Below are 26,446 nucleotides of genomic sequence, written 5' to 3'. Positions count from 1 at the left end.
CTAACTATTACATAGACACGTTAATACCGAATATAAAGGATCTGGTTAGTGGGTAGAATCCTCTATCAACTCCTCTATTAAATGTTCCTCCATTTCCCAAACCTGGATCAAAACCTGAATAATCTGTAATGGTAAATAGATTATTGGCAGTTGCATATACTCTGATTCTCGAAACAGGAATCTTACTTATTGCAGATTCTGGAATCGAATATCCTATTTGTAGGTTCTTTAGTCTTAAATATGATCCATCCTCTAGAAAATAACTAGAAGGTCTAATGTTATTGTTAGGATCACCAAATGCATTTCTCGGAATATCTGTATTCGTATTCTGTGGTGTCCAGGCATTAGCTAAATCAGAAGACACATTATTTCTATCTGTTCTATACAACCACATTTTTACGCCATTGTAGATTTTATTTCCCTGAGTTCCTTGAAAGAATACACTAACATCGAAGTTTTTGTATTTAGCATTAAGAGTTAATCCATATTCAAAATCAGGAAGTCCACTACCCATATATTTTTTATCATCATCGTTTAATTGACCGTCTCCGTTTACATCAGTAAATCGTAAATCTCCCGGAGCAGCATCTGGTTGAACTCCATGTGCATCAATTTCTGCCTGATTCTGAAATATTCCATTGGCTTCAAATAAATAAAATCGTCCGATTTCTCCCCCTACTTCAGTACGAGTGGTAGGGAAATTATTAAATTCTATAAAACCATCAGTACGAGCTTCGCCTTCTACTCCCAGTTTTGTGATCTTATTTTTTGAAGTACTTAAGTTTGCAGTAATATCAAAAGAAAAATCTTTGTATTCTTTACTACTATATGTAGCAGAAAACTCCCATCCTTTATTTTCCAAATCTCCTGCATTGGTTAAAGGATCTGTTGTAATTCCAGAACTCCCAGGAACTTTAGTAAATACCAACATGTCTGTAGTCTTGGCGTTAAAGTAATCGAAAGAAGCTTTGATTCTATTATCTAGTAAACCGATATCAATACCAACATTGGTAGTTGCCGTTTCTTCCCATCGAATATCAGGTGTTGGTAGTGACGTAGCAATTGCACCAGATAATATTGCTTGTGTTACATCTTCGCCAAAAGGATAATTTAATTGCTGTCCTCCAGAACCAATCCTCGCCAAAAATAAATGATTAGGGATAAGCTGATTTCCTAATGTACCATAGCTAAAACGAGGTTTTAGCTGAGTAAACAAATCCGTCTTAAAAAAGTTTTCATTATGAATTGCCCAACCCAATGAAACCGAATAGAAAGTACCATATTGATTCTTAGAACTAAAGCGCGATGAACCATCTCTTCTGGCACTGGCCTGTACATAATATCTATTGGCATAATCATAACTTAAACGACCAAAAATAGATTGTAATGTACTGGAAAAATTTCTACCAAAAGAAGAAGCATCTCCGATCCCGGCACTTAGTGCTTGTATTGCATCAGATGGTAATCTATTATTGCTACCTCCTGCCGAGTTAAATACATTTTCTTCTTTAGAACCACCAACAAGAATATCAAAATCGTGATCTCCAAATGTTTTGACATAGTTTAACGTATTGTTTAATGTCCAACTGGTAGTTCTTGATCTGGTTTCAGATAAAAACGGATCTTCATTAATAGACTGTGGTCCAAAATTAAATGCTGGCTGAAAGAAAAAGAAGTGCTCGTTTTCTACATTTAATCCATATTGAAATTGATAACTTAAACCATCAAATAATTTTAAGTTGGCTGCAATATTAAATTGAGTGTATTCGTCACGATCAATACGATCGGTCAATTCTCCCTGGCCTATTGGATTTCCCGAACCTAGACCAGTTGCAGGTGTAGCAAATCCATTTAATGAATTTGCATCATATATTGCTTTATGAGGTAATTGAGAATAGATATTTAGAAACGGAGAAAAGCTAGCGTTACCTCCATCAAGGGGTTCAAAAATACTTCGCCTTTTTTCTTTGGCATAGGCCAAACCAGGAGAAATCTTCAAACGGTTATCCAACAATTTGATATCCATATTTAATCGGGTATTAAATCTGTTGAAATCTGTATTAATCACAGTTCCTGAATTGGTAAAATAACCTGCAGAAAAATTATAGGTAGTATTTTCTGAACCTCCCGAAACCGAAATATCATGTTTCTGTTCAAAAGCGTTTTTATAATAAGCGTCAGCCCAATCAGAATCTGCATACTGTTCTCCATTAGTAAGATATGGAGCAGGAGTTTCTCCTACATTAGCATACGCTTCGAGTTTTATCTGATCGTGTTGAGCTCTATTTGCTATCTCTATATTATCATTAATAGAATGTGTACTTATATACGAGTTTACTACAACCTGTGGGTCTCCTCTTTTTCCTCTTTTTGTAGTAACGATAACTACTCCATTAGAGGCTCTGGAACCATAAATAGTAGCAGCAGACGCATCTCTAAGAATACTTATATTTTGGATATCAGCAGGGTTTACATAAGATAAATCTCCCGGAACCCCATCAATTACAAATAAAGGATCATTATTATTTACGGTACCCATACCACGAATCCTAATTACCGGAGCACTCCCCGGAGCACCACTCGCTATTGCTACATTAAGCCCAGCTACTTGCCCTTGTAAAGATGTTGCTATATCTGCAGTAGGGATTTTTTGTATCTCTTCTATGTTTACCGAAGTAATTGCAGCAGTTAATTCTGATTTTTTTTGCGTTCCATAACCTACCAGAACAACCTCTCCCAAGCTCTGCGCATCTTCCTCAAGGCTAACATTGATTACGGTTTGATTACCAACTAAGATTTCTTTGGTAACAAATCCTAAATATCGATATACTAATGTTGTTTGCTGGCCCGAAACTTCAATTGAGTAATTTCCATCAAAATCAGTTTGTGTTCCTTGAGTTTGATCTCCCATAATTGTAATTGTAACTCCCGGTAAAGGAGAACCGCTACTATTTTCTGAAACATTACCTGTTATTACTGCATTTTGCGCATAAGTATTAGCGAATCCAAATAGAGTAAGCCCAAGTAGAGTTAAAAAAAATGAATAGCATTGGTTTTTCTTTTTTTTTGCTTCCATAATCACATTGTTTTTTGGTGATAATCCCCCATTTTACGAGGGGTTTAACGTAAAATATTGGCGCAATATAGAATTTTAGTTTTTAAAAAAGCAACTAGTACCTACCAGTTTTTTAAAAGAAAAAATATGATATATTTGTAGTATGAAAACAATTAGTGTGGTAGAAAATATAGGTGTACCTAAATACAAACAGATCATTTCATCAATTGAAAGTGCTATTTTGTCTGGAGAGTATAAGCGTGGAGATAAATTACCATCAATCAACAGTGTAAAGCTTCGATTCTCCCTTTCGAGAGATACAGTATTACTCGCTTACAATGATTTAAAAGTAAGAGGAATTGTAAATTCTGTTCCTGGTAAAGGATATTATGTAAAAAGCGAAAGTATAGAAATCGCTCAAAAGATTTTTTTATTATTTGATGAACTGAATGCCTTTAAAGAAGATTTGTATAATTCTTTTTTAAAAAGTTTAAATACGAATATCGAAGTAGATATTTATTTTCATCATTTCAATTATGATGTATTTAGCAAATTAATTTACGACAATATTGGCAGCTATAATTATTATATTATTATGCCTGCAAACTTAAATGATATTCCTGCTATACTAGATGTCTTACCTCAAGATAGAGTATATATACTGGATCAAACTCGTCCCGAGCTTTCTCAATATCCTGCCATTCATCAAAATTTTAAGAAAGATATTTTAACCGGTTTGGTCAAAGGGCTTCATCTTCTAAAAAAATATCAAAAACTAGTGCTGCTTTTTCAAGAGCTGAAACAGCCTGCAGGAATGTTTGAAGGTTTTAAAATGTTCTGTAACACCTATCGATTTGATAATGAAGTGATCGATTCTCTAGAAGGGAGAACCTTAGTTAAAGGAGAAGTTTACATAATTCCTGATGACAGAAGTCTCATTCGCATTATTAAAAAAATAAAAGAAGTAGAGTTTACTCTTGCAAAAGATATTGGTATCATATCCTATAATGATACACTTCTTAAAGAAATCGTAGAAGGAGGTATAACTACTATTTCTACCGATTTTAATAAGATGGGAGAACGTCTGGCCGAAATGATTACGAATAAGGAACAGATTAGAATCGAAAACGTAAATAATTTAATTTTAAGAAATTCTCTTTAGCTTTTGTATCAAATAAACCACATAAAAGGGCAAAAAAGCCCTAAGCATCACATCGAACTTTTGAGAACAGACCAAAGTTCAAGTGCCATAATAGCTTTAAATTTAGGAGGAAGCATACAAGGATTATCAATTAATGGCAAGCACATAATTGCTGGGCTTGAATTACTAGATTATAATACCTCATATGCCTCTGCTGTTTTATTCCCTTTTGCCAATAGAATAAAAAATGGAAAGTATATTTTTAAAGACAAACAATATGTTTTAGACCTTAATGTAAAAAAAGAAAACAATGCTTTACATGGCCTGATATATAATAAGACTTTTACCTATATAAAAGAAGAAATTAGTCTCAATCATGCTTCTGTGACTATTGGTTATGAAGAAACCAAAAAAGTAAAAGGATTTCCTTTTAAATACGCTATACATTTAACATACACTCTATCTGCCAATGCTTTAGAGTTATCTGTAGCTGTAGTCAATAATGATCAAACTCCTTTTCCTTTTACTATTGGATGGCACCCATATTTTTTAAGTAGTGATTTACACGAGAGTTTTCTTACTGTTGAAAGCAATAAAAAATTAGTATTCGATAAAGATATGATCCCTATGAAGATCAAAGATATTACTATAAAAGAACCTATCCAGATCAAAGACAGGCTTTTTGATGATTGTTATATTCTTAACAATAATACAGCAAAATTTAATACTCCGGAGTATTGTTTGATTCTTGAGTCTTCTTCGGAAGAAAATTATCTACAAGTATTTACACCCGAAAAAAGAAATATTATAGCCATCGAACCCAAAACAGGGCCATCTAATAGTTTTAATAACAAACTCGGGTTAAGCACCCTGAACCCAAAAGAAACCTACAAGATAAATTGGAAAATTAAACTTCAGAACAATGAATAAGCATGCTCTATTTATAATGATTTCGGTTCTCATATTGTGTCTTGGTTGTAAAAAGCATACTAAGGTAGTAGCACCAAACATTATCCAAAAAGAATACCTCTCTTATAGTAAAAACATCCTCAACTATAGAGTTACTCCAAAAGATTCTATAGATAAATCGGGATTGATGTTTTCAGATCAAGGTGCATGGTTTGCCTATAGTTTTCCTGATTCTATTCGTCCTTCTCCCGGGTTCTCCGGGCCTTTTTTAATGACTCAGCAAAATGGAATCTGGAGTAGTGAGATGCTCGTAAAACTAAATATTAGAGACATTTCCTGGAGTGAATATAAAACAACTGCATATAACAGTCATTTAGAACAAACCTTTACAAACAAAGACGTAGTTCTAAAACAAAAACTAGTATTTGTCTCTGGACATTCGGCACTAGTACAATATACGTTTACCAATAAAACGGATAAAGCAATTGAGTTGGTGTATAACTGGAAAAATCAGCCGCTTTTAACAGAAACTCTAAGATTAGAATCAGCAGAAAATAAAATTACCATACACTCTTCAAAATCTAATGCTATTGGTCATATTGTATTTCCAAATGAAACAAAAATCACAAGCACCGACAGCTCTTATTCTACTAATAATCAGCAACTACATTTAAACCCAAAAACAACTAAAGAGATTGTGGTTTCCCAGACTTTTATTTTCCCCGAATACTCCTGGGAAGATGAACAAAAAACGATCGCTACTATTGATTTTGACACTATCTTAAGTAAACGCAGCGTCGAAAAAGAAACGCAGCTAAAATCTTTAATTAAGGCAAGAAAAGAAAAATTTCAAGATGACAAATATGCTACGGTACTGACCAAAGCTCATCTTACCTTACAAAACAACTGGCGTATTCCCGCAGGAGAAATACAACACGAAGGATTGTTCCCCAGCTATCACTACAAGTGGTTTAATGGGTTTTGGTCATGGGACTCATGGAAACATGCTGTTGGATTATCCTATTACAATACAGAATTAGCTAAAAAACAGATGCGATTAATGTTCGAATTTCAGAACGAAGATGGTTTTGTAGCAGATTGTGTATACAGAGATACGAGCATAGAAGACCATAACTATCGAGATACAAAACCACCATTATCGGCATGGGCAGTAGTTAAAATTTATGAAAAAGATAATGATCTTGATTTTGTAAAAGAAATGTACTCTAAACTTAAAAAATACCATTATTGGTGGTATCAAAAACGAGATCATGATAAAGACGGACTATGTGAGTACGGGTCTACCGATGGAAGTCTTGTCGCTGCCAAATGGGAAAGTGGTATGGATAATGCCATTCGTTTTGACGATTCTAAAATTCTTAAAAATGAAGAAGGGGCCTATTCTTTGGATCAGGAAAGTGTTGATCTTAATGCATACCTCTATGCCGAAAAACTGTATTTAGAAAAACTTGCACAAGCTATTCAAAAAGATGATGATGCAAAACAATACCAGGTAGAAGCAAAAAAACTGAAAGAAACAATTCAAAACCAATTTTATGATCCTGTTGATGGTTGGTTTTATGATACTAATCTAAACGGAACAACATTTATAAAAGGAGAAGGTAGTGAAGGGTGGACGGCTCTTTGGGCAAATGTAGCAACCCAAAAACAAGCAGAGGCTGTAAAAAATAAGATGATGAATCCCAGTAAATTCTATACCAAAATACCTTTTCAAACCATGTCTGCAGATCATCCAAAGTTTGATCCTTTAAAAGGCTATTGGAGAGGCCCTAACTGGTTAGATCAATCGTATTTTGGAGTAAAAGGATTACGTAATTATGGATTTGATAAAGAAGCAGATCATGCTACTGCACAAATCATCCAAGGGGCAGAAGGCTTATTAGAAAAAGGAAAAGCAATTCGAGAAAACTATCACCCAATAACAGGTCAGGGATTACATGCACAAAATTTTAGTTGGAGTGCAGCACACATTATAATGCTATTAATAAAAGAATAGATGATGAAATATTCGACGTTACAGGTAACTACTAATCAAGCAGAACAAATACTGCAGCAATTATTTGGCATTAAAGGAAAAGCCTCTTCTCTTCCTGGAGAAATTGATTTTAATTTTAGAATTAAAACCGAACATGGAGATGGATATATTCTTAAAATATCAAGACCTGATGAACATAGTAAGTACCTGGATTATCAACAGCAATTACTAGAATACGTAGAGAAAAATGGAAAGGACCTTATAGCACCCAGAGTAATACGAGATAAGGAAAGGAATGCTATATCCGAAATTATAGATGAAAATAATACGCTTAGAAAAGTACGTCTATTATCCTGGATAAGCGGTAGAGTATGGAGCAGTGTTAATCCACAATTAGATACGTTACGATACAGTTTAGGAGAACAATGCGGATTACTAACAGGTGCCTTACAAGGGTTTGATCATCCTGAAGCACATCGGGAATTTGTTTGGGACATCGCACAATCTTTATGGACCAAAGAACATCTACACTTGTTTGAAGACGAAGAAAAAGATATCATTTCTTTTTTTCAAAATAGATTTGAAACCGTCCAGGATTCATATGCTATACTTAGAAAGTCAGTAGTTCATAATGATGCTAACGACAATAATGTTATTGTTTCAGAAAACTTGATTCACCCTAAGGTTAAAGCAGCAATAGATTATGGAGATGCGATACACACTCAGGTTATTAATGATATAGCTATTGCCTGTGCGTATGCTATAATGAATCATAATGATCCACTAGAAGCAACTTTACCCATACTGCAAGGATACCATGCTACTTTTCCGCTAAAAGAAGAAGAACTAAAATATCTGTATGTAGCAATAGCTATGCGCCTGGTAATTTCTGTTACAAAATCTGCTATTAATAAAATCAAGGAACCAGATAATGAATACTTACTAATAAGTGAAAAACCAGCTTGGCAAGTGCTCAAGAAATGGAGGCAAATTAGCGAAGAGTATGCCCATTATAGTTTTAGACATACTTGCGGGTACTCTGCACATCCCAATGAAAAAGCATTTAGAGTTTGGATAGAAAATAATAATTATTCTTTATCAGAACTATTTCCTTCGGTTCAAAAAAATGAAGTGTGCTCTTTAGATTTGAGCGTATCCAGCAAATGGGTTGGGCATCAACAAGAATTTAATGATTTAGAAGTATTTCAGTTTAAAGTAGATCGTCTTCAAAAGGAAAACCCAGACAAGATTATCGCAGGCGGATATTTAGAACCAAGAGCACTATACACATCGACGACATATGATAAAACAGGAAATAGCGGACGAGAAAGTAGAACGGTCCATCTTGGGGTAGATTTTTGGCTGCCAGCAAACACTCCGGTTCATACTGTATTAGATGGAGAAGTTATAACGGCATTTAATCATACCGGAGATAAAAACTATGGAGGGTTAATTATACTTAAGCATCAAAATGATTCATTAGAATTCTATACGCTATATGGGCATTTAACGGTCGATAGTGTATTACAAAAACAACCTGGAGATATTATAAAAAAAGGGGAATGTATCGGATATCTTGGTGATCCAACTCAAAATGGAAATTGGGCTCCACATTTACATTTTCAGATCATGCTTTCTATGCTAAACTATACAGTAGATTTTCCCGGAGTAGCATATTACAATCAAATAGAAGTGTGGAAAGGGTTATGCCCGAATCCAAACTTCTTATTCAAATTAGAAAGTCTAAATTCTCAAAGTGATGCTACTAATGAAGAATTGATCACTTATCGAAAAAAACATCTAGGCAAGAGCTTGAGCTTGCAATATAAAGTGCCTATTAAGATGGTACGTGGAGCTGGTCAATACCTAATAGATCAATATGGTAAAAAGTATTTAGACACGGTAAATAATGTAGCTCATGTAGGGCATGAAAATTATGCAGTAGTCAAAGCAGGGCAAGAACAAATGGCCTTGATTAATACTAATTCTCGATATCTACACGATACTATTAATCAATTAGCAAAGGAGTTGATAGAAACCTTGCCTCCAGAATTGAATGTATTGCATTTTGTTAATTCTGGAAGTGAAGCCAATGAACTAGCTATTAGAATGGTTAAAGCTGTAACAGGAGAGCGTGATATCATAGCATCAGAAGTTGGTTATCACGGAAATGCTAACATGTGCATCGATATTAGTTCCTATAAATTTGATGGTAATGGAGGTCATGGAGCTCCAGAGCATACTCATATATTTCCCTTACCTGATGCGTATAGAGGAAAATACAGAGGAGAAAATACGGGAGAACACTATGCTTTAGAGGTTAAGAATTGTATTAATGATGTACATGAAAAAGGAAGAGGAATTGGGGCTTTTATCGTAGAACCTATTATAAGTTGTGGTGGCCAAATTGAATTGCCAGACGGTTTTTTACCTAAAGCCTACGAATATACTCGAGCCGCAGGAGGATTATGTATATCTGATGAAGTACAGGTAGGATGCGGAAGACTAGGAAAAACGTTTTGGGGATTTCAATTGTATGATGTAATCCCTGATATTATAACCATAGGAAAACCTTTAGGTAATGGACATCCACTGGCGGCAGTTGTGTGTACACAAGAGGTAGCAAACAAATTTGCTAATGGAATGGAATACTTTAACACCTTTGGAGGAAACCCGGTTTCTTCGGCTATTGGAACAGCAGTTCTTAAAACAGTAAAACGCGAAAACCTACAATCCCACGCTTTAAAAATAGGTGAATTTTTAAAAGAAGAACTACAAAAACTAGCTATAAAATATCCAATCATAGGAGACGTTCGAGGACAAGGATTATTTCTAGGTTTTGAGCTTGTAGATGATAACATGAACCCCTTGGCAAATCATGCTGATTATTTGGCCAACAGGATAAAAGATCATGGTATCTTAATGAGTACAGATGGACCGGATCATAACGTATTAAAAATTAAGCCTCCTATCATTTTTACTAAAGAAAATGCAGAAGAATTAATTTTTTACCTCGATAAAGTATTTGCAGAAGACTACATGCAGAATATTAAAGAAATATAACACAATGATGAAATTAAAATATATAATCATATTATTAGGGGCAATAGGGATGTACAGCTGTAATAAAGAGCCATTACAACCTGTTTCAGAACAAACGAATCATTTTAATCATCAGATATTCGAAGAAAATAAACTGCCTCCCAGAGCCACTTTCTTTAGCTATGAATCTAAGTTGGTAAAGCAAAAAGAAAAATCGAAACGATTTTTAAGTTTAAATGGAGATTGGAAATTTAATTGGGTAAAAGACCCTAAACAACGTCCGACAACTTTTCAACATACTGAATATACTGACCATGATTGGGATACAATTCCTGTACCTGCAAACTGGGAAGTACAAGGTTATGGAAAACCAATCTATCTGGATGAGAGGTATCCTTTTACAACAAAATGGCCTAATGTTCCCAAAGATTATAATCCTGTAGGAACCTATAGAAAATTTATTCATTTAGATGAGAGTTTCCTGTCAGAAGACGTTATTCTCCATTTTTCGGGAGCTAAATCTGCTATGTATGTATATGTAAATGGTCAATATGCAGGATATTCGCAAGGAAGTAAAACCCCTGCCGAATTTAATATAACCCAATACCTTACCAAAGGAGAAAATCTTATAGCACTACAACTCTTCCGGTGGAGTGATGCTAGCTATGTAGAGAGTCAGGACATGCTTAGAATGAGTGGTATAGAAAGAGATGTCTATTTATATACACAGCCTAAAGTATTTATTTCTGATTATTATACCTATACCAACTTAGATGAATCCTATACTAAAGGAGTTTTTAAAGGAACAATATCTGTAACCAATAGTCTTGAAGAGGCTGTGACCAGAATGGTATCTGTTACGGTATTAGATGGGAAAAACACAATTTATACTACTTCAGAAGAGATAAAAATACCTGCGCAATCAAAAATTGATGTTACTGCAGAGAAAATAATAGAGAACGTTAAAAGGTGGTCTGCCGAAATTCCCAATCTATATAATTTGGTAATCACTTTAGAAAACCCTGATCAGGGCAACAGTAATCAATATATTAATCGACATATTGGTTTTAAACGTGTAGAAATTAAAAACAGTCAGGTTTTAATTAATGGCAAGGCTATATATATACGTGGTGTAGATCGACATGAGACCGACCCGTTTACAGGACATGTAGTCTCCAGAGCTTCTATGGAACAGGACATCAGGTCAATGAAACAACATAATATCAATGCAGTACGAAGTGCACATTACCCTAATGATCCTTATTGGTTAGATCTATGTGATCAATATGGATTATATGTTATTGATGAAGCAAATATAGAAAGTCACCCATTGGCTATCGATGAAAAAACTCAAATCGGCAACGAGATGAGTTGGTTGCCAGCGCATATGATACGAACACAAAGAATGTTCTATAGAGATAGAAATCATCCGTCTATCTATTCGTGGTCATTAGGAAATGAGGCAGGAGAAGGAGAGATTTTTAGAACTACCTATACATGGTTAAAAGAACACGATGACAATCGTATTGTACAATATGAACCCGCAGGTAAAGAGGAGTATACCGATGTGTATTGCCCGATGTATCCAAAGCCAGAATACCTGATTCATCACGGCCAATCTGATTCTGATAAACCTTCTATCATGATCGAATACGCTCATGCTATGGGTAATTCTGTTGGTAACCTACAGGACTATTGGAATATCATCGAAAAATATCCTAATCTTCAGGGAGGGTTTATTTGGGATTGGGTAGATCAAAGTTTAGAATATAAAGACGAAAACGGAAATTCATATTTAGCATATGGGCATGATTATCATCCTGATCTGCCAACAGATGGTAATTTTTTAAATAATGGATTAGTAGATCCATATCGAAATCCACACCCACATTTATCCGAAGTAAAGAAAGTGTATGAACCTGCACAATTTTATACGACCGGAAAAGGAGCTATAGAAATAGAAAATAAAAACTTCTTCGAGGATTTTACTGATAAAAGTATTTCATGGAAAGTATTAGAAGATGGTGTTAAAATAGCAGAAGGTAATGGGATTTCGGCACTTGTATTACCTGGAGAGAAAAAAGCAGTAACACTAGAAAAATTCCCTAAGGTTTTAGACAGAAACAAAGAATACATTCTAGAAGTAAGCTTACTTCAAAAAGATGCAAACTCATTACTTCCTAAAGGGCATGAAATTGCATGGGATCAATTTGTTATTCAAAAAGGAACTGGATTTATGAATACGCCTTCAGTTTCTAATGATTTAAAAATCATATCTAAAGATCAATCTATTGACATCCAAAATAAAATAGTGGATCTGAAACTCGATAAAAAAACCGGTGAAATTATTTCCTGGAAGCATCATGAAATTGTAATCACTAATCATCCTATCAGACCTAACTTTTGGCGCCCTCCTACAGATAATGATCTAGGTAATGGTATGGATAAATGGGCCAAAACATGGCAATATGCCTCTTATAATTATAAAGCAAAACTTGTTGAAAATCCTGTAATAAAGAATTCTGGTGTTTCGTATAAAGTAGCCTACACACTTCCTACAAACGAAGCAAGTGTAGCCGTAACGTACCATATTAGTGCCAATGGAAAAATGAAAGTAGACTTTAGCTTTACTCCAAACCAGAGTGATTTACCTAACATCCCAAGATTAGGAATGTACCTTACATTACCTAACACATTCCAGAAGGTATCCTGGTATGGTAATGGTCCAGAAGAAAGTTATTGGGATCGCAAAACAGGGGTTAAAACAGGAGTATATACAGGTACGGTAGATACACAATTTCATACCTATTCCAGACCACAAGAAACCGGGAATAAAACAGATGTAAGATGGATAAAAATTGCTTCGAATACAGTATCTGTTATAGCCAACAGTTCTTCATCATTACTCAATAGTAGTGTTTGGCCTTTTGCTATGACCGAATTAGATTTTAATAGCGAAAAAGATGGAGCTGCTTCAGCTTCGGGATTAGTGCCGGTCACTAAAAAACACGGAGCAGATATTAAAAAAGGAGAAACTATCCAATGGAATATCGACTATCAACAAATGGGAGTAGGCGGAGATACTTCTTGGGGACGTTTGGTACATGATGAATACACCATAAAACCAACAAAACACAACTATTCATTTACAATACAACCAATTAAATAAGAAACTATGCAGTTCATTACATTTATAGGGTTTACATTATTAGTAGCAATAATAGCTTATGTAAAAAGCAGAAAAACAGACGAGTCTTCTTCTGATGGATATTTTCTGGGAGGAAGAAGTTTAACAGGAATCGTTATTGCAGGTTCGTTATTATTAACCAATTTATCAACCGAACAAATCGTAGGGTTAAATGGGGCCGCCTTTAAAGAAGGGATCCTGGTTATGGCATGGGAAACGCTGGCGGCAATTGCCATGGTGGTTACAGCCGTATTTTTATTACCTCGATATCTAAAAGGAGGAATAACCACCGTTCCACAATTTTTGCAAAGACGATATGATAAAACGACCAAAACAATCACCTCTGCATTATTTCTAAGCGGATACGTGGTGGTGTTATTACCTATCGTTTTATATTCCGGGGCACTGGCAATTAATACAATGTTTGATGTGCCTGGTATATTAAATGTTAATGAAACTACTGCTTTATGGGTAACCGTTTTTGGAATTGGTATCATAGGGTCGATTTATGCAATTTTCGGAGGTTTAAAAGCAGTAGCCGTATCAGATACCATTAATGCAATAGGATTACTAATCGGAGGATTGTTAATACCAGTATTTGGATTGATGGCCATTGGTGATGGTAGTATTTTTGAAGGAATCGCTACACTAACGCAATCTCATCCCGAAAAACTCAAAGCCTTGGGAGGACCAGAATCTTCAATTCCGATAGGAACTATATTCACTGGTATGATGCTGGTGCAATTGTTCTATTGGGGAACCAATCAGGCAATTATCCAAAGAGCTTTAGGGGCAAAAAATTTAAAAGAAGGACAAAAAGGATTGTTATTAGCTTCTTTTATAAAAATACTGGGGCCACTAATTGTTGTATTACCAGGGTTAATCGCTTTTCATATGTTCGGGAACACATTGGATAATCCAGATGAGGCATACCCGATGTTAGTGACCAAGGTGCTACCTGCAGCTTGGGTAGGATTTTTTGCAGCAGTATTATTTGGTGCTATTTTAAGTTCTTTTAATTCAGCTTTAAACAGTTCGGTCACTTTATTCGGAATTGACATATACCAATCACATTTTAAACCTGATGCTACAGAACGGCAAACGGTAAAAGCAGGAAAAAGTTTTGGCATCATATTAGCAATTTTGGCCATGTGTATTGCTCCATTAATTGCGTACGCTCCTGATGGCCTATTTGGGTATTTACAAAAAGTAAACGGATGTTATAGCATTCCTATCTTAACCATTATTGTAGTGGGATACCTCACAAAATATGTTCCTGCAATTGCAGCAAAAATTGCTATCATTTCTGGTGTGGTTTTATATGTTGCTTATATTTTATTAGATGAATTTGTTTTTGTTGAGCAATTCCCTCACTTCTTACATGTTATGGCAATATTATTCATCCTTAATGTACTTATCATGTTACTTATTGGCAAATTCAGACCAAGAACAGAAGCTTATGAGCAACACTATACAGAGCAGGTTGATATCACTCCCTGGAAACACCTTAATGTTGTAGGGATCACTATTTGTTTGATTGTTTTAGGAATCTATATATACTTTGCATAAATGACAAATGAATCATTACTAGAAAAGGTAGAATCTACTTTTCTGAAACGATTTAGCACCAAACCTGTATTATCCTTTTCTCCGGGTAGGATCAATCTAATCGGAGAGCATACCGATTATAATAGTGGGTTTGTCTTTCCTGCAGCAATCAATAAAGGGATAGTTTCGGGGATCCAGAAAAATAACAATATGTATTGTTCGGTCTATGCCATAGATACCGATGAGGTTTTAGAATTTTCGCTACAAAATATCCAACCTGCCAAAAATGGAGAGTGGAAAAATTATGTATTGGGGATAGTTGCCGAAATTCTTAAAAGAAATGTCACAATCTGTAGTTTTGATTTAGTCTTTGCTGGCAATATTCCTCTCGGAGCCGGATTATCATCCTCTGCTGCCCTGGAAAACAGTATCGTTTTTGGGTTAAATGAATTGTTCGAACTTGGATTAACCAAAGAAGAAATGATTTATATCTCTCAAAAAGCAGAGCACAATTATGTAGGAGTACAGTGCGGTATTATGGATCAATATGCGAGTATGTTTGGAAAAGAAGGCAAAGCTTTATTATTAGACTGCAGAGATCTTAAAGCAACCTACTTTTCTATTGATTTTAAAGAACATGATATTATTTTAATCAATACTAATGTAAAACACAGTCTTACAGAAAGTGCCTATAATGAAAGGCGTTCGGTATGTGAAGCTGTAGCTGCACGCTTAGAAGTATCTGCTCTAAGAGATGCCACATATGAAACATTATGTGCTATTAAAAAAGAAATTACTGAAGACCATTACCAAAAAGCTTTATTTATCATACAAGAAAATGAAAGAGTTTTAAAAGCTGCTATTGCTCTAGATAAAAAGGATTATATAACTTTTGGCAAACTGCTTTTTGAGTCACATAACGGGCTGCAAAACCAGTATAAAGTAAGCTGTGCTGAATTGGATTTTTTGATAGATCATGCCAAACAGAATCCAGATGTATTAGGTGCACGAATGATGGGAGGTGGATTTGGTGGTTGTACTGTTAATATCATTAAAAAAGGAGCTACAGATACATTTATTAATACGGTTGCACCGTTATATCATAAACAATTCAACAAAATCTTAAGTCGATATGATATACAAATTGCAGAAGGAACATATAAAATCAAATAATATGACAATAAGATATCTATTTATATTGGGAATACTAATGGGGTTGATCAGCTGTCATCAAGAAATAAAGGTCGATGAGAAAGCCGATAAACAGCAAATCATTGAAGTACTGAAAGCACAAGAACAAGCCTGGTCGAATCATGACCTGGAAGAGTATATGCAAGGGTATTGGAAGTCTGATTCTTTAAAGTTTTATGGTAGCAGAGGATTAACGTATGGTTGGGATAAAACATTATCTAATTATAAAAAAGGATATCCCTCTAGAGCACATACCGGTACATTAAATTTTGTCATCAATGACATTTCACGAATTGATAGTGAATCCTATTTTGTGATGGGAGAGTATCATTTAATACGTAGCGTAGGTAATGCTGACGGTACTTTTATGATCATTTTCAAAAAAATAAATGGTAATTGGAAAATTGTAGCAGATTCCTCATGTTAAATACAGATTTACAAGACTACTCCCACAGACGTTATAATCCACTTACAGGAGAGTGGGTATTGGTATCCCCGCACAGAGCAAAAAGACCTTGGCAAGGCCAGGAAGAAGAAATCAATACACAATCATTGCCCTCTTATGCTAAAGATTGTTATTTATGCTCGGGAAATATTAGAGCAGGAGGAAAGAAAAATCCAGACTACCAGGATGTTTTTGTTTTTGAAAACGACTTTGCCGCATTGCAAAACGAATCTCCTTCTTTTGCTGTAGAAGAAGAATTGTTTAAAGTGAAAAGTGAAACAGGAATCTGCAAGGTAATATGTTTTAGCCCGGATCATTCTAAAAGCTTGGCCAATATGTCTGTAGAAGCTATTGAAAAAGTGGTAGCAGTATGGCAAGAAGAATATCAAAAATTAGGTGCGCTACCAGAGATTAATTACGTACAGATCTTTGAAAATAAAGGTGCTGTTATGGGATGTAGCAATCCTCATCCCCACGGGCAGATCTGGAGTCAATTTCATCTGCCCAATGAGATCTTAAAAAAAGACAACAATCAACGACTCTATTTTTCTAAAAATGGTACATCGTTATTAGAAGATTATGTGATTCTGGAATTAGAAAAGAAAGAACGTATTATATTTCAAAATGAACACTTCGTTGTATTAGTTCCTTTTTGGGCTATTTGGCCATTTGAAACGATGATTGTTCCAAAAAAGAAACAGTCATCAATTATAGAAATGAATCCAAATGAGCGAATTGCTTATTCAGAATGTATTTCTGTATTAACTCGAGCATACGATCAATTATTTAATTGTTCTTTTCCCTATTCTAGTGGGATTCATCAAGCCCCAACTCATAATCTTGATCATAGGCATTGGCATTGGCATATGAGTTTTTATCCTCCATTATTACGAAGTGCTACCGTTAAAAAATTTATGGTTGGTTATGAAATGTTCGGGATGCCACAACGAGATGTTACAGCAGAAACCGCTGCAAAAATGCTTTATGATTTAATCTATTAAAAAAGGGAATACTGATTTTCAGGTTTTGAGTTAACCACTCCTCTTAACTATCCTATAGAAGGGTTAATGATATTCATTTTTTGACCTTTTTTATAGAATCCAAAAGTAAATCCTACCGGTTCTGAGTACACAAAACTCTGTGTGAGCGTATCAAATTCTACAGGTGCATCCAATTCTTTCATTATACAAAGCGTACGATATAATTTAGTTTTGGAGATGCCTAACTTTGCTGCCAGTTCTATGGGAGATCCGGTAGCTTGTAAACGAATAAGTTGATCAATTCGCTCTATCAATTGTATTTGCTTTAACATGATATTCATAACTATAGATTGAAAACGCATACTGCACTGCGAAAAGCAATAATTATCACTTTTTGATTATATTCTTTACATTATTGGTATCGTAATAAAAGCAAAATTATGGTTTTTCCGTATTCAATATGTAAGGAAAACCGTAAGCTAAATTTTTAATTCGTGATGTTGTAGTTTTCAGGTTTGCATTTGAATATCAGAACGTATTTTAAAGAGTAATTCTATCGGAAAAAAGGAAGGGTTGTGTAATATATTTAATCCGGATTATCTGCTAAAACATAGAAAACCTGGAGCTTTAGTCATTTCTAACTACTACCCCAGGCAACTACTCCCCCGAACCTATCTACATTTAATGCTTTATATAGAGATATCTATACTATATTTATACCTACTATTTCAATTCTAATATTGCTCTTTCGATCACTTCATCCTTTGCAGTATCTTCCAGGTTAAGTACTACAGGAATATCGGGTTCAACACCATCATCGAGGTGTTTTCCCTGAGCGTCGATAAATTCACTGGTAGACAAACTCCAATACCACCCGTTTGCCAAATATCCATCTGCTACAGATCCACTTCCTCCTCCTGTTCTTTGTCCTACAGTTTTTATGCTTTCTACCGGGTCAACAGAATACAAGAATGTAGTAGACGCACTATATACATTTCTATCGGTAAGTATCATCACAGGCTTCAAGTACTTGTTTGCGCTGCCTGATGGTTGAAGAGTAATATGGCTATCCGAAAAATCCTTTGGTCCCGGACCTGTTTTAAATCTTTCAAAACCTGTATAAATAGATTTATCTGTAAAATAAGATGCAAATTTGGTTGCCAAAGCCGGATCGCCTCCTGTATTAGTCCGCATATCAAAAACAAGACCTTTGGTATCTTTTAAGTCTGAGAATATTCGCTCAATTTCATCATCAGAAATCTCAACATTCCATGAAGGAATCCATAGATATCCAACTTTTCTATCTTGTGGCAAAGTACCCCACACAGCTCTAAATCCCTGTCCTCCTGCTAATGTTTTTATTTCAGAATTAACTGTAGTACCAATATAATTATTCACTAAGATCGCTGCGTCTATTCCTGCTGGATACCCTTCTTCAAGATCAAAACCTGCAGACATACCATTTGGATTGCTCTGGTCTTCGATAAGGCTAGAATGCCCATCTCTTAAACTTTTGGTAACCTCGCCTAGAATTTCAAAAAATTCTTTTTGAGTTGTAGTAGTATTAATCTTTCCTCTCAGGTTATTTCTCAACGTATTTATGTTCACATTCTTAAATTCCAGCATAGCATATTTCTCCTGTACCAGAGTCGTATACTCATCAAATACAGCAAGTGCATCTGTTTCTGGATTTGGTTCCATCAACGCTTTTTCGCAAGAACTGAACACAGCCAAAAATAGAAGCAGATATATTTTTATTTTTAGATATTTCATTACAATGTTTGATTAAAAAAATTAATTAAATGCATCACTCTTACTTAGTGCGTTTGAAAATATTATATCGGATAGAGAGCGAATGTGTACCATACGTTACCGGATACTTCTTAACCTCTGAAAACTTTCTCAGGTGCCATTTATATCCTACAGAAAATCGGTTTGATAATTGATATCGTATGCTCGTTCTTACCTGAAAATGTCTGGGTATAGTTCTTAATTCATAGTACTTAAAGGCAAAAGGGCTATCAATTTTATCATTTTGATAATCAAAATCTCCATTTTCGAGTACATTCTGTGATGCCGAAAAAGCAAACCCTGTGCTTTCTTTGAAATAAGAAATCAATCCTAAATCTAAACCGAAACGAAACTTTTTATAATCATATATCGCCGAGGCCCACAATGTGCTTCCTGTAACATTGTATGCACTATTATTACCTAAACCATCAAAGCTTTTTGCATATAGATCCAGTACATCCCATGTTGCACCAACAAATAGATTTTCTTTAATACGATGAAGATATTTGGCCTGTAACATAGGATTGTAAGTACTTACCGTATTATCGTGAGTAGCAGCTTTTTCTGTGGTTACTATTCCTTGCAAATTAACTCCCCAAATTGCTTTTTCATTTTCTTTTAGATATCCTAATCCAAATACACCACCAAATCCATTATACCTTACATTAGAGTATTTTACATCCTGAAAGGAAGAAAAGCCACCACCAATATCAACATAAAAAGATGATGTTTTTTGTGCATAAAGCTGTACTAGGCTAACTGCAAAAAAGAGCACAATTAAATAGGTTTTTTTCATGTTTTCGTTTTATGAATTAATTCACTATTATATTGCTCGTTTAAAAATGTAACGTGTAATAAATATCCCATTACTATCTCCTTCGCCAGCATCACTTTCTACTGCACTGGTTACAAAAACAAGATCCCAACCTTCTGCCAACATTGTGGTTATCTTTGATGAAATCACAGCATCATTTGCTGCAATGTTTTGAAAACGAATCCCTACTAGGTTGTAAAAGTTTAAAAGTTTGGTTTCCTCAAAATCCTTAACACGAATTGCTTTTCTTTTTGATTTATTACGTGTATTATCATCTTCTGTTTGTGTAGAGGTGAACTCCTTATAATCTCTTTCTGCATTTGCTGAAATAAGTCTTGAACGTCCTAAACCACTTGGAACTATAGATTCTACACTTGTAATAACTTTTACTTCATATTTTGGAGTTGAAGTTTGTGCAGTACTCGTTACGATTGATGCGATAATAAATGCGCTTAATAAAATTACTTTCTTCATTTTTCTTACTTTTATATTATTTACTATTAATTTCAGTGTTCTTCCTTCTTACACAACAGTAAACTTCTAGAACACCCTATTTTTATTGTCTAAATATTATTTTACTTCTTTTATCAATTGTTTTGTTTTCTCTAAAACAGCATCCTTTCCATTGTTAAACTCTTCGATTGTTTGATATACCTCATAATGTGGCATGGTACCACTGCCTTCTGGAAATAATCTCTTATCAACGTCTTGCTCATTAATCACAATGAAGATGGAAAAGATCAGTTTAGAATTGGGCAGATTATAAAACAGTGGGATAGATCCTGTATGCCTGTAATATCCTCCCCCAGTTTCTTCTCCTATAAAAATGGCATTACTTTTATCTCTTACTAGCGCACTAAACAAACCTCCTCCAGAAAAAACTCTACCACTCGTTAAGACAAATACATTTCCTTTAAACTTATTTTTTGCCGGGTCACGATGAATAACTTTATCTTCTCTCCAATAATACGCCCCATCATCTCCTTTTATCATTTCTTCTTTCACCATCTTTTTCATAGTTTTCTGGATAGCCTCTGGGCTACTGTTCGAATCCAACTCCATCATATCATACCATTGCGGTAGTAAATACTGTGGATATGGTGGTAAATTATCAATGGTGCTTAGTTTTCTATACTTATTCTCTTTAAAATGCGTATCAATTAAATACGAAGCTAATTCCATGTCATTTCCATCATCTCCACCAGTGTTTTCTCTGATATCCAAAATCAGGTTCTTAATTCCTTTTTTATTTATTTCGCCAAAAGAATTTTTGAGGAACTTGAAGAATTTTTTTTGATTTTTTCGAGTCTCGGTAGAAAATGTATTTACAGTTAATAAAACTGTACTACTATCCAGGTATTCCAGATAATATGGTTTTTCATAATGACTTTCTGTAATTGTATTTTCTAATTCAGATTTCGGAATTCCCGGTAACTCTACGGTACAACTTTCTTTATCTGAATTATGTAAATATGCTATGGTAAATTTCTCTTGTGGACCAAAAGCCAAAAAGTAATTGGTCGAAAAATCATCTTCTAATTGCCTGTATTTAAAAGTAGTATTATACCCATCAGAACTTAATAATTTAAAAGCCTCTGTAGTTATCTTTTTAGTTGTGTTTCCGTTAATACTTAAAATCTGATCCCCTTTCTTTAGTTTCCCATAGTCCTGTGCAGCAATCAATGTGTCTTTTAAGAACTTTACTTTGAAAGGGAAAAAGGCATTGGTAGTATTATTTTTTAATTCTGAAAAAATATCTCCCGAGGCATAAAAACTAGAATGCCCACAATTTATTTTAGTATGAATTCCTGCTATTAGGTTATAAAATTCCCGAATATTTTGAAGCTTTGGCAGTCTTTCATTTGCTTTTTTAAATATCGAATCAAAGGTTTCTTTAGCAGTGTACAAATACATTCCGCTATGTGCCGTTTCTATAATATCACGATAGATTTTTAAATCTTCTTTTAATACTAAAGGATCAAATGGTTTTTTAGGCAATGCTGGTGTAAATACTATTTCTTGTCCATCTTGATTAATAAAGACAAACTGCGTTTTGGTTAGTTTTTTAACAGCTCGAGTATTGACTTCTTTAGTAGTACTATTTACATAACTTATCGTTTTGCTATCACTATTATAGGTCCATTTCTCTTCAGTAATATCTCCATTTATCTCTGTATTTAATGTATAGTCTGAATTGAATTTGAATCTGGCGTTAGACACCAATTCTTTAATAGATAATAGTATTTCCTGTTTATTAGATTTTAGTTCTTTACCTTCTTTTTTATCTCCTTTTTTTTCTGCTTCGGTCAATATTTTTACATATAAACCCTCTGCCACAGATTCTATTCCCGATGGATCGTATTTCCATTCCCGGTCTAATAAATATTCTAAATCTTGAATCTTCTGGCTATATACAGAAATACTTATAAAAAATAAGAGGCTGATTATGTATGTTAGTTTTTTCATTTCTTTTTTGATATTGTAATAATTTGATCAATCACATAAATTGTTATTCCAATCAGGATGGGTAGTATAAGAACCAAATCAACTCGTATTGATGGACCAGTTATGGTTTTTTCCCATTTGGTTATTTGTAATTCCCAGATAATAAAACTGGACCACACCACAATTAAAAAAACTAGTAATACTATAACTACACGTTTCATTTTTGAATAGTTTAATTTTTAACGCTGTACAAAGATTTGTTAAAAGGAAAAAGACAGCCAAGAAATTCAATAGAGTAGCGGTTCGGATTTCAGAAATCCGAACGGAAATAGTTGTAAAATCAAAGGTTTCATTCCTGTTTCAGGAATCCGGACTTCAAAAAAAGAAGATTATGCGCTGTTTTTAAAACGAGAAGGAGTGGTACCTGTATATTTTCTAAAGGCATCATAAAATGTACTTTTACTTTGAAAACCTACTTCATTACCAATACCTTCAACACTTAAATTATTTGCAATATCGCTTCTTAGAAGTTCTTTTGCTTTTTCAATTCTAAAACTATTGATATAGGTGTTGAAATTTTGATTAAGTTGAGAATTTATAACACCCGAAATACGTTTAGGGTGCGTTCCTATTTTTTCTGCAATATCAATGATAGTTAAATCGGGTACAGTATATATCTTTTCATCCCGAATATATTTCTTTATTTCTTGCAATAGCTTTGCTGTGTTTTCACTATGAATTAAAGAGCCAGTGTTTTTATCACTTTTATCCACAACCATTACATCATCTGATATAGGAATTAAAGTTGTTACGTTTTGTTGAAGAATACCTCGTACCGATATCCAATACAATAACATAACATTAATGGTAGAAATAGTTAAATCAAAGTAAAAACCGGTGTCAAAAAAGTCAGAAGCTATTGCAATAAAAGTAAGGAGAAGTCCAAAGCCAACAAATCCTCTTGCCCAACGTAACTCTCTATATTTTGTAGAAGTATATTGATCTTTTAACTCCTTTGTATGTTTTTTAATAAAATTTAAGGTTTTAAAACCTATATAAAAAGAAAAAAGAACTCCTCCTAAAAGTATCAGATTATACCAAAGGGATTCTTCTATTTCTATTTTCGAATCATTATCCTGAAAAAACACAACTATTGCGATAATGAATTCTAATACTCCTGGAATTAGTGTCCAGTAACTAAGTTTGTTTTTAGAAAGTATTGAAACCTGCTGAACGTAGATATAAAATAAAGAAAACATCAACCAGGTAAAATCAAAAGGCAATAAGTCATATTGAGGGTAATACGTTATAATATTTAAATCTTCTAAAATGACAGGAAGCAAGTTTAATGCATATACAATTATAAACAAGCCCAAAAATAAAGTAGATTTATCCTTTTTTCTATTTATGATAATGAGTAACAGACCAAGAATAACACCTTGTATTAACCCAAGGGTATCTATAAAGGATACAATATTATAATTTATTTCCATTATCTAAATGTATAGAAATTTGTAGATGAAGCATTGTTACAATAATGACTCCAAAAAGTATTAATTTATAAAATTATTTTGGTTGATTAAAATTCACTTGGATTCTTACCTGTATATTTTTTAAATAATTTATTAAAATGGCTGGAGTCTGTAAAACCTGTTTTTTGAGCTATTTCAGAAATATTCAAATTTGTTTGTTTCAATAATCGTTCTGCCATTTTGATTTTTGTCTGAATTACATATTGCTGTATTGAAATACCTGCATGTTTTTTAATAAACACACTTACATAACTAGGAGACATACTAAATGTTGCAGCAATTTCCTTTATTCTAATGGTATCTTTATCCAAAACATTCTGCCGTATATACGTAAGTATATCACTCACCTTTTCTTCTTCAGAAATAGCATGTATAGTAGCATTTTTATTAAGATTTCTTGATATTATAATTAATAATGCACCTAATAACTCTAATAAAATTGATCGGCTATAAAGTGAGGGAGTTATATACTCTTTTTTAATAATTCGAAATAATTCAAACACATGAGATCTGTCTGTAGTATTAGAAACAATATTTTCGGGAATACTATTGGCATGTAATACAACAGCATCTAAATTCTTTCGCCATTTTAAATCAGAAACAAGTTCTGTTTTTTCTATAAAAAGCTGCTCTGTGAATTTAATAAAACCAAAGTCTGTATGATCTCTAATCCTAAATTCGTGCTCGTCTTTTGGGGTTAACAAGAAGATGTCTCCTTCGGTATATTCAAAAACACTTTCATTTAAAACATGTTGCCCATTTCCTTTCAGAATAAAAATTAATTCGAAAAAATTATGAGAATGCTTTGGATACTCCCACTTATCAAGCGACAGCTCAAATACATTTAAAGACTTTGCACTAAAAAAACGTTTTGACACAAGTATACTAACATAGATTTATACAAATATACAATGAATATATACCAAAAATATGTTTCTTCCTTCATATAAATTTGCATTATAAATCAAATGGTAAACCCAATGAGACTAATAAAAGTGTGTTTTTTAATACTATCTACAACCGTATGTATAGTTCTATTTTCTAGCCATACTTCAGAAAAAGAGTTTATAAAAACGACAGCAATAGAAAACGACAGCCTAGTACATCGTTTCTGGCCAAATGATGCGCGTCTGGTGATCTCGTTCTCAATGCAATTTGAAACTGGCGGACAGCCTGAGGGTGCAGAAAGTCCTTTTGCTGCAAAACCATTACCAAAAGGAAGTCCTGATCTTCCGGCAGAAAGTTGGTTTCGTTATGGTGCCAAAGAAGGTATTTACAGAATGCTGGATTTGTGGGATAAACACAGTATCAAAGTTAGTTCTCATATCGTTGGAGCTGCTGCTATCAAGTATCCCGAAGTTGCCAAAGCTATAGCAAATCATGGTCATGAAATTGCTGCACATGGTATCGCCTGGAACGATCAATGGGATATGACTTATGAACAGGAATTAGCATTTATAAAAACCGGTATTGACACAGTTGAAACCATTACCGGGCAACGTGGTAGAGGCTATAATGCCAATTGGTTACGACGTAGCCCCAACACATTAAAGGTTCTACAAGAACTTGATTTCTTATATCATATAGATGACTTAAGTCATGACCAACCATTTATCACAGAGGTTAGGGGAGAGGATTTTGTAGTCATGCCGTATACGCTTCGTAATAATGATATCGTAAATATTGAAGGCAAAAATTGGTCTCCTGATCAGTTTTTAAATCAATTAAAAATGGAGTTTGATCAATTATATGATGAAGCGGGAAGTAAAAGAAGAATGATGTCTGTGAGTTTACACGATAGAATCGGTGGAGCACCGTCAATTGTTCGTGTAGTAGATCTATTCATACAGTATGCTAAAAAGCATAAAGGCGTTGTATTTATGCGTAAAGATGATATTGCAAAAATGATAAAAGATGACCCGAAAACGCCAAGAGATAATTCTGAATTAATGTATAACAAATGAAAAGTACAACTTCAAAAAATCATGCCTATTTTCTACTACGATTAGCAATGGGCATCAATCTTTTAGCACATGGATTAGTAAGGATTCCAAAAATAAAAACCTTTAGTAACTGGATGGCAAACCTTTATAAAGAAACAATACTACCTGAAATATTTATTTCTCCTTTTGCAAAAATATTACCCTTTGTAGAACTTACTATTGGTGTATTCCTTGTTTTTGGATTGTATACTTATCGTACCTGCCTCACAGGAGGAATGCTAATGATCGTTCTGATTTTTGGTTCTTGTTTAGCCGAACAATGGGAATGGGTTGGGTTTCAAATGATCTATGTACTGTTCTTTTACCTTTTGATTGATACAACGCAAAACAACCATTTTTCAATTGATAATCTCTTACAAAAATAAGT

The 26,446-nt window shown here is 34.1% G+C and carries 20 protein-coding genes; 11 read left to right on the top strand and 9 right to left on the bottom strand.

All coding sequences use genetic code 11. From position 1 onward, the window contains the following. Positions 1–7 precede the first annotated feature (7 nt). Positions 8–3,076 (bottom strand): TonB-dependent receptor, encoded by a 3,069-nt coding sequence (locus tag DG435_RS17705; RefSeq protein ID WP_106791864.1) that lies wholly within the window; start codon positions 3,074–3,076, stop codon positions 8–10. Positions 3,077–3,218: 142 nt separating this feature from the next. On the opposite strand from DG435_RS17705, the gene DG435_RS17700 reads away from it, so the two are divergent. The 9 genes from DG435_RS17700 to DG435_RS17660 are packed head-to-tail and all read left to right on the top strand — an operon-like array spanning position 3,219 to position 17,515. Continuing rightward, complete coding sequence (locus DG435_RS17700) at positions 3,219–4,217, top strand: GntR family transcriptional regulator (RefSeq protein WP_106791863.1); 999 nt, start codon at positions 3,219–3,221, stop codon at positions 4,215–4,217. 60 nt (positions 4,218–4,277) lie between these two features. Then, entirely contained in the window at positions 4,278–5,126 is an 849-nt protein-coding gene (locus DG435_RS17695) for an aldose 1-epimerase (protein ID WP_159025506.1), read from the top strand. Continuing rightward, entirely contained in the window at positions 5,119–7,122 is a 2,004-nt protein-coding gene (locus DG435_RS17690; protein ID WP_234387061.1) for a trehalase family glycosidase, read from the top strand. Before DG435_RS17695 ends, DG435_RS17690 begins: the two co-directional genes overlap by 8 nt. Then, positions 7,123–10,164, top strand: a complete 3,042-nt coding sequence (locus DG435_RS17685) for an aminotransferase class III-fold pyridoxal phosphate-dependent enzyme (protein ID WP_106791861.1) — start codon at positions 7,123–7,125, stop codon at positions 10,162–10,164. Positions 10,165–10,168: 4 nt separating this feature from the next. After that, positions 10,169–13,312: a glycoside hydrolase family 2 TIM barrel-domain containing protein gene (locus tag DG435_RS17680; protein WP_106791860.1), complete on the top strand. Its 3,144-nt coding sequence runs from the start codon at positions 10,169–10,171 to the stop codon at positions 13,310–13,312. A 6-nt stretch (positions 13,313–13,318) separates the two neighbouring features. Then, positions 13,319–14,899: a solute:sodium symporter family transporter gene (locus DG435_RS17675; RefSeq protein ID WP_106791859.1), complete on the top strand. Its 1,581-nt coding sequence runs from the start codon at positions 13,319–13,321 to the stop codon at positions 14,897–14,899. After that, positions 14,900–16,051, top strand: a complete 1,152-nt coding sequence (gene galK / locus DG435_RS17670; RefSeq protein WP_106791858.1) for a galactokinase — start codon at positions 14,900–14,902, stop codon at positions 16,049–16,051. It abuts the gene before it with no gap. A gap of 1 nt (position 16,052) precedes the next feature. Further along, entirely contained in the window at positions 16,053–16,496 is a 444-nt protein-coding gene (locus tag DG435_RS17665; RefSeq protein WP_106791886.1) for a DUF4440 domain-containing protein, read from the top strand. Continuing rightward, positions 16,490–17,515, top strand: coding sequence for a UDP-glucose--hexose-1-phosphate uridylyltransferase (locus DG435_RS17660; protein ID WP_106791857.1), 1,026 nt, complete (start codon positions 16,490–16,492; stop codon positions 17,513–17,515). Before DG435_RS17665 ends, DG435_RS17660 begins: the two co-directional genes overlap by 7 nt. 47 nt (positions 17,516–17,562) lie before the next feature. Here DG435_RS17660 and DG435_RS17655 read toward each other — a convergent pair whose 3' ends face one another. The 8 genes from DG435_RS17655 to DG435_RS17620 all read right to left on the bottom strand — a co-directional run bounded on the left by DG435_RS17655 (position 17,563) and on the right by DG435_RS17620 (position 24,954). Then, positions 17,563–17,835, bottom strand: coding sequence for a hypothetical protein (locus DG435_RS17655; protein WP_106791856.1), 273 nt, complete (start codon positions 17,833–17,835; stop codon positions 17,563–17,565). 382 nt (positions 17,836–18,217) lie between these two features. After that, the gene (locus DG435_RS17650; RefSeq protein WP_106791855.1) at positions 18,218–19,267 is read right to left on the bottom strand and encodes a S41 family peptidase; all 1,050 of its coding nucleotides are present in this window, start codon (positions 19,265–19,267) and stop codon (positions 18,218–18,220) included. A 40-nt stretch (positions 19,268–19,307) separates the two neighbouring features. After that, the gene (locus tag DG435_RS17645; RefSeq protein ID WP_106791854.1) at positions 19,308–20,081 is read right to left on the bottom strand and encodes a hypothetical protein; all 774 of its coding nucleotides are present in this window, start codon (positions 20,079–20,081) and stop codon (positions 19,308–19,310) included. Positions 20,082–20,108: 27 nt separating this feature from the next. Next, complete coding sequence (locus tag DG435_RS17640) at positions 20,109–20,573, bottom strand: hypothetical protein (RefSeq protein WP_024768480.1); 465 nt, start codon at positions 20,571–20,573, stop codon at positions 20,109–20,111. Positions 20,574–20,669: 96 nt separating this feature from the next. Then, positions 20,670–22,565, bottom strand: a complete 1,896-nt coding sequence (locus DG435_RS17635) for a S41 family peptidase (protein WP_106791853.1) — start codon at positions 22,563–22,565, stop codon at positions 20,670–20,672. Beyond that, a complete protein-coding gene (locus DG435_RS17630) occupies positions 22,562–22,765 on the bottom strand; it encodes a hypothetical protein (RefSeq protein ID WP_106791852.1) in 204 nt (67 codons plus the stop codon). The genes DG435_RS17635 and DG435_RS17630 overlap by 4 nt, the downstream gene beginning before the upstream one ends. A gap of 168 nt (positions 22,766–22,933) precedes the next feature. After that, the gene (locus DG435_RS17625; protein ID WP_106791851.1) at positions 22,934–24,037 is read right to left on the bottom strand and encodes an AraC family transcriptional regulator; all 1,104 of its coding nucleotides are present in this window, start codon (positions 24,035–24,037) and stop codon (positions 22,934–22,936) included. Between the two features lie 86 nt (positions 24,038–24,123). Beyond that, positions 24,124–24,954, bottom strand: coding sequence for an AraC family transcriptional regulator (locus DG435_RS17620; RefSeq protein WP_106791850.1), 831 nt, complete (start codon positions 24,952–24,954; stop codon positions 24,124–24,126). Positions 24,955–25,056: 102 nt separating this feature from the next. Between DG435_RS17620 and DG435_RS17615 the strand changes: the two genes are divergently transcribed. Both DG435_RS17615 and DG435_RS17610 read left to right on the top strand, forming a co-directional pair. Beyond that, positions 25,057–26,040, top strand: coding sequence for a polysaccharide deacetylase family protein (locus DG435_RS17615; protein ID WP_106791885.1), 984 nt, complete (start codon positions 25,057–25,059; stop codon positions 26,038–26,040). After that, a complete protein-coding gene (locus tag DG435_RS17610) occupies positions 26,037–26,444 on the top strand; it encodes a DoxX family membrane protein (protein WP_106791849.1) in 408 nt (135 codons plus the stop codon). The genes DG435_RS17615 and DG435_RS17610 overlap by 4 nt, the downstream gene beginning before the upstream one ends. The last annotated feature ends 2 nt before the right edge of the window (positions 26,445–26,446 follow it).

This window comes from Aquimarina sp. Aq78, assembly GCF_900299525.1.
GTDB lineage: Bacteria > Bacteroidota > Bacteroidia > Flavobacteriales > Flavobacteriaceae > Aquimarina.
Note: the sequence above shows the minus strand (reverse complement) of the source record. Positions and strands in the feature narration are given on the sequence as shown.